This is a genomic window from Hoeflea sp. (genome assembly GCF_039975035.1).
Lineage (GTDB): Bacteria > Pseudomonadota > Alphaproteobacteria > Rhizobiales > Rhizobiaceae > Hoeflea.
Genome location: NZ_JBDWHW010000047.1, coordinates 1 through 6,815 on the forward strand (window position 1 = coordinate 1; position 6,815 = coordinate 6,815).

A 6,815-nucleotide genomic window follows, 5' to 3' on the forward strand; every position below is an offset into this window, starting at 1 on the left:
GTGTCTTCCGCATCCAGATCAAGACGCATGTTCATCTTCACGCGGCCAACAGCCGACAGGTCGTAGCGCTCTGAATCGAAGAACAGCGAATTGAACATGGCTTCGGCCGAATCGATGGTCGGCGGCTCACCGGGGCGCATCACGCGGTAGATGTCGAACAGCGCTTCCTGACGACTGGTGTTCTTGTCGGCGGCAAGCGTGTTGCGGATATAGGCGCCGACATTGATGTGGTCGATGTCGAGGATCTTGATGTCGTCGTAACCGGCCTCAATCAGATCGACAAGGTTGCCCTTGCGCTCACCGGTCTTGGCGTCGACCACGAATTCAAGCTCGTCACCAGCTTCAAGATAGACTTCGCCAGTCTCCGGATTGACGATGTCTTCGGCCAGATAGCTGCCGATCAGATCTTCGTCGGTCGCCTTGATCGACTTGACGCCCTTTTCCACAAGCTGCTTGAGCAGCCGCGGGGTCAGCTTCTTGCCTGATTCGACAACGACTTCGCCGGTATCGGCGTCGACCAGGTCGGTCATGGCCTTCTGGCCCTTGAGGGTCTCGGGCTGGAACGGAATCCGCCAGCCTTCGCCATCCCGCGCGTAGATCGAGTGGGTGTAGAAGGTCGACAGGATTTCTTCAGCATCCATGCCAAGCGCCATCAGCAGCGACGAGGCCGGGATCTTGCGGCGACGGTCGATGCGGGCGTGGACAATGTCCTTGGCGTCAAACTCGATATCGAGCCAGGAACCGCGGTAAGGAATGACGCGCGCCGCAAACAGCAGCTTGCCCGACGAATGGCTCTTGCCCTTGTCGTGGTCGAAGAACACGCCTGGCGAACGGTGCATCTGGGAAACGATGACGCGCTCGGTGCCGTTGACGATAAAGGTGCCGTTGTCGGTCATGAGCGGCATATCGCCCATGTAGACGTTCTGCTCCTTGATGTCCTTGATCGACTTGGCGCCCGTGTCTTCGTCGATATCAAACACGATCAGGCGCAATGTCACCTTCAGCGGAGCGGAATAGGTCAGGTCGCGCTGACGGCATTCCTCGGTGTCGAACTTGGGATGTTCGAACTCGTAGGACACAAATTCCAGCATCGCGCTGCCGGAAAAGTCGGAAATCGGGAATACCGATTTGAAAACTGCCTGCAGTCCTTCGTCGGAACGGCCGCCAACGGGCTCGTCCACCATCAGGAACTGGTCGTAGGATGCCTTTTGAACCTCGATGAGGTTCGGCATCTCCGCCACTTCCGGAATTTTACCGAAAAACTTGCGTACGCGCCTACGACCGTTGAAGGAAAGGGTCTGAGCCATCGTCGCTCCTTGTAATATGCATCCGGGCCTGCAACAGACGAACGCCGCTGGCCAAGCGACTCCGTCATATAAATGAATTCGTTCAATCTCGTCTCATTTCCCAGAGCAGCGCGGCCGGAGTGCCTTGCGGTCTGGTTCGAGACTATCCTTTTGAAGAACCCATTACCCAAAAGCCGTTTTCGGCTTTTGGGTAATCCGTTCATCGCCAGATGCATCCGGGGACGGCGAACCGCCCCCGGAGACAAATTTCGTCTTACTTGACTTCAACCTTGGCGCCGGCGTCTTCAAGCTTCTTCTTGATGTCGTCAGCTTCGCCCTTGGAGATGGCTTCCTTGAGGCCGAGACCGGTGATGGCGCGGACTTCCTTGATGACGTTGATCTTGTTGGCACCGACATCGGCCAGGATCACGTCGAATTCAGTCTTTTCTTCAGCGGCTTCAGCAGGAGCAGCAGCACCGCCAGCGGCAGCGACAGCTACCGGTGCAGCGGCGGAGACGCCCCACTTTTCTTCAAGCATCTTGGACAGCTCGGAAGCTTCCAGGACAGTCAGGTTTGAAAGGTCTTCCACGATTTTGGCGAGATCAGCCATTTTCTTACTTCCTTGTATTCGGTTCGAACCGGTGTTGATCTAATTCACAGCGAAGTTCCGCCTTATGCGGCTTCGTCCTTCCGGGCGTAGGCGCCAATGACGCGCGCCACCGCACCGCCAGGTGCGTTGACGATCTGGGCGATGCGTGTTGCCGGCGTCTGAATCATGCCGACCAGCTTTGCACGCAACTCGTCCAGCGAAGGCATCGTGGCAAGAGCCTTGATCCCATCGGCGTCGAGTGTTGTCGCCCCCATCGCGCCACCAAGGATGACCAGCTTGTCGCTGACCTTGGTAAACTCGACGGCGATCTTCGGAGCGGTCACCGGATCATCGCTATACGCGATGAGCGTCTGACCCGTGAAGAGATCTGCGACCCCTTCTGACTCCGTGCCCTGAAGAGCGATCTTGGCAAGGCGGTTCTTCGCGACCTTGACGGTGCCTCCGGCTGTGCGCATGCGCGACCGAAGGTCGTTCATTTGCGCAACCGTAAGACCGGCGTAGTGGGCCACGACAACCGAACCGGCGTTGGTGAAAACACCGTTCAGTTCCGCGACGAATTCGCGTTTTTCCGCTCTATCCACTGCGTTTCTCCAGTTGGCAGATGATGCATGCACCACCTGCCGGGTTTGCCTTTGCCGCCAGGGATTCTCAACGAACCCACAAGCGACGCTTGAGGATCCTGTCCCCTTACGCCGGAACCGAATGACGGTGCGGCACAAGGCAAGCGAGGTTCGAACCGTTGGAGCAGTCGCTCCTGAAAACGGATCTTACCCGTCTCATGCAGGTCACATAATTAAGGCAGGCTCCGAAAAGCTCACCACCTGCAATCTCGGACAGGGAGCCAGGAACTTTCGTCCCTGACCTTTCCGGCCCAAAGGCCGGAAACTTATGAAAACCGGATACTTGCCCCGGTTTTCAAAACTCTTGAATCAGGCGGCGCTAAGCGACGACGGATCGATCTTGACGCCTGGGCCCATGGTCGAGGAAATCGCCACGCGCTTGACGTAGTTGCCCTTGGCGCCTGTCGGCTTGGCCTTGATGACCGCATCGGCGAACGCCCGGATATTTTCCAGGACCTGTTCAGCGCCGAACGAGGCCTTGCCGATACCGGCATGGACGATGCCAGCCTTTTCAACGCGGAATTCGACAGCACCGCCTTTGGAAGCATTGACAGCGCCAGTCACATCGGTCGTCACGGTGCCAACCTTGGGGTTGGGCATCATGCCACGCGGGCCGAGCACCTTGCCGAGACGACCGACGAGCGGCATCATGTCCGGAGTAGCGATGCACCGGTCAAATTCGATAGTGCCGCCCTGAACGATTTCCACCAGATCTTCGGCGCCGACAATGTCAGCACCCGCCGCACGGGCCTCGTCAGCCTTGTCGCCACGGGCAAAAACGGCGACGCGGACAGTCCGTCCTGTTCCGTTGGGCAGGTTGACAACGCCGCGAACCATCTGGTCGGCGTGGCGCGGGTCAACACCGAGGTTCATCGAGACTTCAATGGTCTCGTCGAACTTGGCGATGGCACGCTCCTTGATCAAGGACACAGCTTCGTCCAGCAGATAAAGCTTGTTGCGATCAACGCCCTCGTTGATCTTCTGTATGCGCTTTGCAATCTTTGCCATGGTCTTATCCCGTCACTTCCAGGCCCATGGAGCGGGCGGAGCCCTCGACCATAGCCATCGCGCCTTCGATATCGGCGGCGTTGAGATCCTTCATCTTTGCTTCGGCGATTGCCCGCACCTGGTCACGCGTGACCGAACCGGCAACTTCCTTGCCCGGCGCCTTGGAACCGGACTTCAGCTTTGCTTCCTTCTTCAGGAAGTAGGTCACAGGAGGCTGCTTCCGTGCGAAAGTGAAGGATTTGTCCTGGTAGTAGGTGATGACGACCGGGATCGGCATACCCTTTTCCATTTCCTGCGTGGCGGCATTGAACGCCTTGCAGAACTCCATGATATTGATGCCGCGCTGACCAAGTGCCGGACCGATCGGGGGCGACGGAGTCGCCGAACCGGCCGGAACCTGCAGCTTGAGTTGGCCTGCAACTTTCTTAGCCATTGTCTCTCTGCCTCTCTCTACGACAGCGCTTCTGCGCCATCTGGTGCCGGACGAGCCGGCGGCTGCGGTTGCGTGGTGCGGCTTGACGGACCGGCTACAGCCCACTCACCTTCCACGCGGTTACATCGCCAACCCTGCCGGCAATGCAAAAAATCCGCCCCCCGCCTTCATCACGAAAGCGCGGGCCGGGGTAAATCCCTGTCAGACCTTTTCGACCTGACCGTATTCGAGCTCGACCGGGGTGGCCCGACCAAAGATCGACACCTCGACCTTGAGGCGCGACCGCTCTTCGTCGACTTCCTGCACCGTTCCGTTGAACGAAGCGAACGGACCGTCGGACACCCTCACCTGCTCGCCGATTTCGAAAGCAATCGACGGCTTCGGACGCTCTACGCCTTCCTGAACCTGGGTCAGGATGCGCTCGGCTTCGGAGTCCGGAATCGGAACCGGCTTGGAATCACTGCCCAGAAAGCCGGTGACCTTCGGCGTGTTCTTGATCAGATGAAACGCCTCGTCGGTCAGATCGGCGCGAACCATCACATAACCGGGAAAGAACTTGCGCTCGGCATCCACCTTGCGGCCGCGGCGCACTTCGACAACCTTCTCGACCGGAACCAGGATTTTTTCAAAGAGATGGCTCAAACCCTTCTGGCGCGCCTGCTCCTCGATGGAATCGGCAACCTTCTTTTCGAAATTCGAATAGGCGTGGACGATGTACCAGCGTGCAGTCATGTGTTCCCCCGCCTCAAGCGCCGACATTCAGGATGAACGAAATCGCCCATCCCAATACCTGATCGGCCGCAAAAAAGAAAAGGGAGGCGAGCAGCACCATGACGAGAACCATGACTGTCGAAATCGAGGTCTCGCGGCGTGACGGCCACTTCACTTTCGCAGTTTCAGCCCGAACCTGCTGGAGAAATGTAAACGGATTTGTTCTTGATGCCATTGTCTGTCCACGCTTATACGGCGCGTAAAGCCAGTCTCCCAGCCCCACACACCGCGTGTCTGTTAACGTCTACATAAAGCCCGAATCGCCAAACCACAAGAGGCAACGAGCTTTTTTATGCGCAAATCGGTCATCTGGCCCGAAGCTTGCCCTCGGCCCATTTGGTCCGTATCAGCCACAATTCCGCCAGCACCGGACATTCCGGCTGGCAGGGGCAGCAGGACTCGAACCTGCGACCTACGGTTTTGGAGACCGTCGCTCTACCAACTGAGCTATACCCCTAGGCTGATGGCGGACCTGATAGCGTCAAATGCAAGGGGAATGCAACAAAGAAGTGACGGCAAATTCAAGCTGTAGGGTGTTTTTCTCCCTGAGCGCTGATTCTGCCGCCCCGACACGCCGGTTCGGCGGGCTTGAAACACCCGCATGAGCCATGCCGCCTGCCCTTCCCCGAGCAGGGTTTGCACGATCGGGGCGTCAATCCGCAACTTGCTTAAGCGCGTTGATATCGGCGCCGGTGATGGCGTCGACATGACGTCCGATCCTGTCGATATCCCAGTCCCACCAGGCGAGGTCAAGCAACTGCTGCACAACATCGTCCGGAAACCGGCGCCGCAGCACACGCCCGGGATTGCCGCCGAAGATCGCATAGTCGGGAACATCGCTCGTCACCACCGCACGTGCGGCGATGATGGCGCCATTGCCGATGCGGACGCCTGGCATCACCACCGATTCGAAGCCGAGCCAGACATCATTGCCGATTTCGGTGTCGCGCCGGTTGTCGATTGTGGCAGCGTAGCCGCCGATCAGCTCCGGATTGAACACGGCAAAGGGATAGGTGGAAAACCCGTCCATCGCATGATTGGCGGAACTGGTAATGATGCGAACGCCATGGGCGATCTGGCAGAACTTGCCAATGACGAGATGTTCGGGCGCCCCCGGATACAGATAGGGCGCCAGTGCGGCTGCGTAATCGGTGCGGGCGTCAAACCCGGAATAATAGCTGTAGGCGCCAACGCTGATGTTGGGATGATCGATCACCTGACTGAGGTGAACGGTTCCCGCGTGGGGGCTGCCGTCGGGCAGGATGATGGGGTGACGCAAGCCTGCATCGAGAAATGGACGGGCCATGGCTCTGCTCTTTCTATCTGAAACAAGAAAATCCGGATTTTCAGAACAGGATCTTGTTCACCGTCGCCTCCATGGGGGTTTCAGCCTGCACCATTGTTATGCAGACAGGCACTGATCTAGCCGCAGCCGGGGTGGATTTCAACCGGACACACCGACTGGCTGCCCCTGAGGGCAGCGTCAATGCCGCAAGCGGGCGTGGGCAGCCCGAACCCAGCCACACCAAAAACGCGGACCCGAAGGCCCGCGTTTTCAGTGTTCACAATGCGCGCGGCAATGTTGGCCACCGACTGTCAGAGTATCGATTACTCGATGATCGTGGCGACGATGCCGGCGCCGCCAAAACAAAACGCGTCGAAGCGCGTTTTGCATTGCTCATTTGTGCCGTCGGCAGGCTTGCGCCATCACCGATGCGATCATCGATTACTCGATGATCGTGGCGACGATGCCGGCGCCGCCAAAACAAAACGCGCTGAAGCGCGTTTTGCATTGCCTAATTGTGCCGTCGGCAGGCTTGCGCCATCGCCGATGCGATCATCGATTACTCGATGATCGTGGCGACGATGCCGGCGCCGACGGTGCGACCGCCTTCGCGGATGGCGAAGCGCAGCTTCTCTTCCATCGCGATCGGCACGATCAGCTGAACTTCAGCCGAGATGTTGTCGCCCGGCATCACCATTTCGGTGCCTTCCGGCAGTGTCACGATGCCCGTCACGTCGGTCGTGCGGAAATAGAACTGCGGACGGTAGTTGGTGAAGAACGGCGTATGACGGCCACCCTCTTC

8 protein-coding genes, 1 tRNA gene and 2 pseudogenes are annotated in these 6,815 nt (G+C 58.5%); 1 reads left to right on the forward strand and 10 read right to left on the reverse strand.

Annotation, left to right across the window (positions count from 1 at the left end; all coding sequences use genetic code 11):
- From ABJN75_RS03745 to ABJN75_RS03785, 9 genes and pseudogenes are all read right to left on the reverse strand, one after another.
- Positions 1-1,307 (reverse strand): annotated as a pseudogene (locus tag ABJN75_RS03745) (DNA-directed RNA polymerase subunit beta); the annotation flags it as partial.
- 253 nt (positions 1,308-1,560) lie between these two features.
- Positions 1,561-1,896, reverse strand: a complete 336-nt coding sequence (gene rplL, locus ABJN75_RS03750; RefSeq protein ID WP_348436994.1) for a 50S ribosomal protein L7/L12 — start codon at positions 1,894-1,896, stop codon at positions 1,561-1,563.
- Positions 1,897-1,958: 62 nt separating this feature from the next.
- Positions 1,959-2,477 carry a 50S ribosomal protein L10 gene (rplJ, locus tag ABJN75_RS03755; protein WP_348436996.1) on the reverse strand — a complete coding sequence of 173 codons (519 nt, stop codon included), beginning with the start codon at positions 2,475-2,477 and terminating at the stop codon, positions 1,959-1,961.
- A gap of 348 nt (positions 2,478-2,825) precedes the next feature.
- Entirely contained in the window at positions 2,826-3,524 is a 699-nt protein-coding gene (gene rplA, locus ABJN75_RS03760; RefSeq protein ID WP_348436999.1) for a 50S ribosomal protein L1, read from the reverse strand.
- A gap of 4 nt (positions 3,525-3,528) precedes the next feature.
- Positions 3,529-3,957 carry a 50S ribosomal protein L11 gene (gene rplK, locus ABJN75_RS03765; RefSeq protein ID WP_348437001.1) on the reverse strand — a complete coding sequence of 143 codons (429 nt, stop codon included), beginning with the start codon at positions 3,955-3,957 and terminating at the stop codon, positions 3,529-3,531.
- Between the two features lie 201 nt (positions 3,958-4,158).
- On the reverse strand, positions 4,159-4,689 hold the full coding sequence (gene nusG, locus ABJN75_RS03770; RefSeq protein ID WP_007197093.1) for a transcription termination/antitermination protein NusG: 531 nt from the start codon (positions 4,687-4,689) through the stop codon (positions 4,159-4,161).
- A gap of 13 nt (positions 4,690-4,702) precedes the next feature.
- Complete coding sequence (secE, locus tag ABJN75_RS03775; protein WP_348437003.1) at positions 4,703-4,903, reverse strand: preprotein translocase subunit SecE; 201 nt, start codon at positions 4,901-4,903, stop codon at positions 4,703-4,705.
- Between the two features lie 206 nt (positions 4,904-5,109).
- Positions 5,110-5,185: transfer RNA gene (locus ABJN75_RS03780), tRNA-Trp, on the reverse strand.
- A 195-nt stretch (positions 5,186-5,380) separates the two neighbouring features.
- Complete coding sequence (locus ABJN75_RS03785) at positions 5,381-6,034, reverse strand: CatB-related O-acetyltransferase (RefSeq protein WP_348437005.1); 654 nt, start codon at positions 6,032-6,034, stop codon at positions 5,381-5,383.
- On the opposite strand from ABJN75_RS03785, the gene ABJN75_RS03790 reads away from it, so the two are divergent.
- The gene (locus ABJN75_RS03790) at positions 6,022-6,465 is read left to right on the forward strand and encodes a hypothetical protein (RefSeq protein ID WP_348437008.1); all 444 of its coding nucleotides are present in this window, start codon (positions 6,022-6,024) and stop codon (positions 6,463-6,465) included. The genes ABJN75_RS03785 and ABJN75_RS03790 overlap by 13 nt on opposite strands.
- A 107-nt stretch (positions 6,466-6,572) precedes the next feature.
- Here the strand turns inward: ABJN75_RS03790 and tuf are convergent.
- Positions 6,573-6,815: pseudogene (tuf, locus tag ABJN75_RS03795) on the reverse strand (elongation factor Tu); the annotation flags it as partial.

Bases quoted from the DNA above. Each gene is read 5' to 3' on its own strand.
- rplL (WP_348436994.1), bottom strand. From the start codon at position 1,896: ATGGCTGATCTCGCCAAAATCGTGGAAGACCTTTCAAACCTGACTGTC.
- rplA (WP_348436999.1), bottom strand. From the start codon at position 3,524: ATGGCAAAGATTGCAAAGCGCATACAGAAGATCAACGAGGGCGTTGAT.
- rplK (WP_348437001.1), bottom strand. From the start codon at position 3,957: ATGGCTAAGAAAGTTGCAGGCCAACTCAAGCTGCAGGTTCCGGCCGGT.
- nusG (WP_007197093.1), bottom strand. From the start codon at position 4,689: ATGACTGCACGCTGGTACATCGTCCACGCCTATTCGAATTTCGAAAAG.
- secE (WP_348437003.1), bottom strand. From the start codon at position 4,903: ATGGCATCAAGAACAAATCCGTTTACATTTCTCCAGCAGGTTCGGGCT.
- ABJN75_RS03790 (WP_348437008.1), top strand. From the start codon at position 6,022: ATGGACGGGCCATGGCTCTGCTCTTTCTATCTGAAACAAGAAAATCCG.
- ABJN75_RS03785 (WP_348437005.1), bottom strand. From the start codon at position 6,034: ATGGCCCGTCCATTTCTCGATGCAGGCTTGCGTCACCCCATCATCCTG.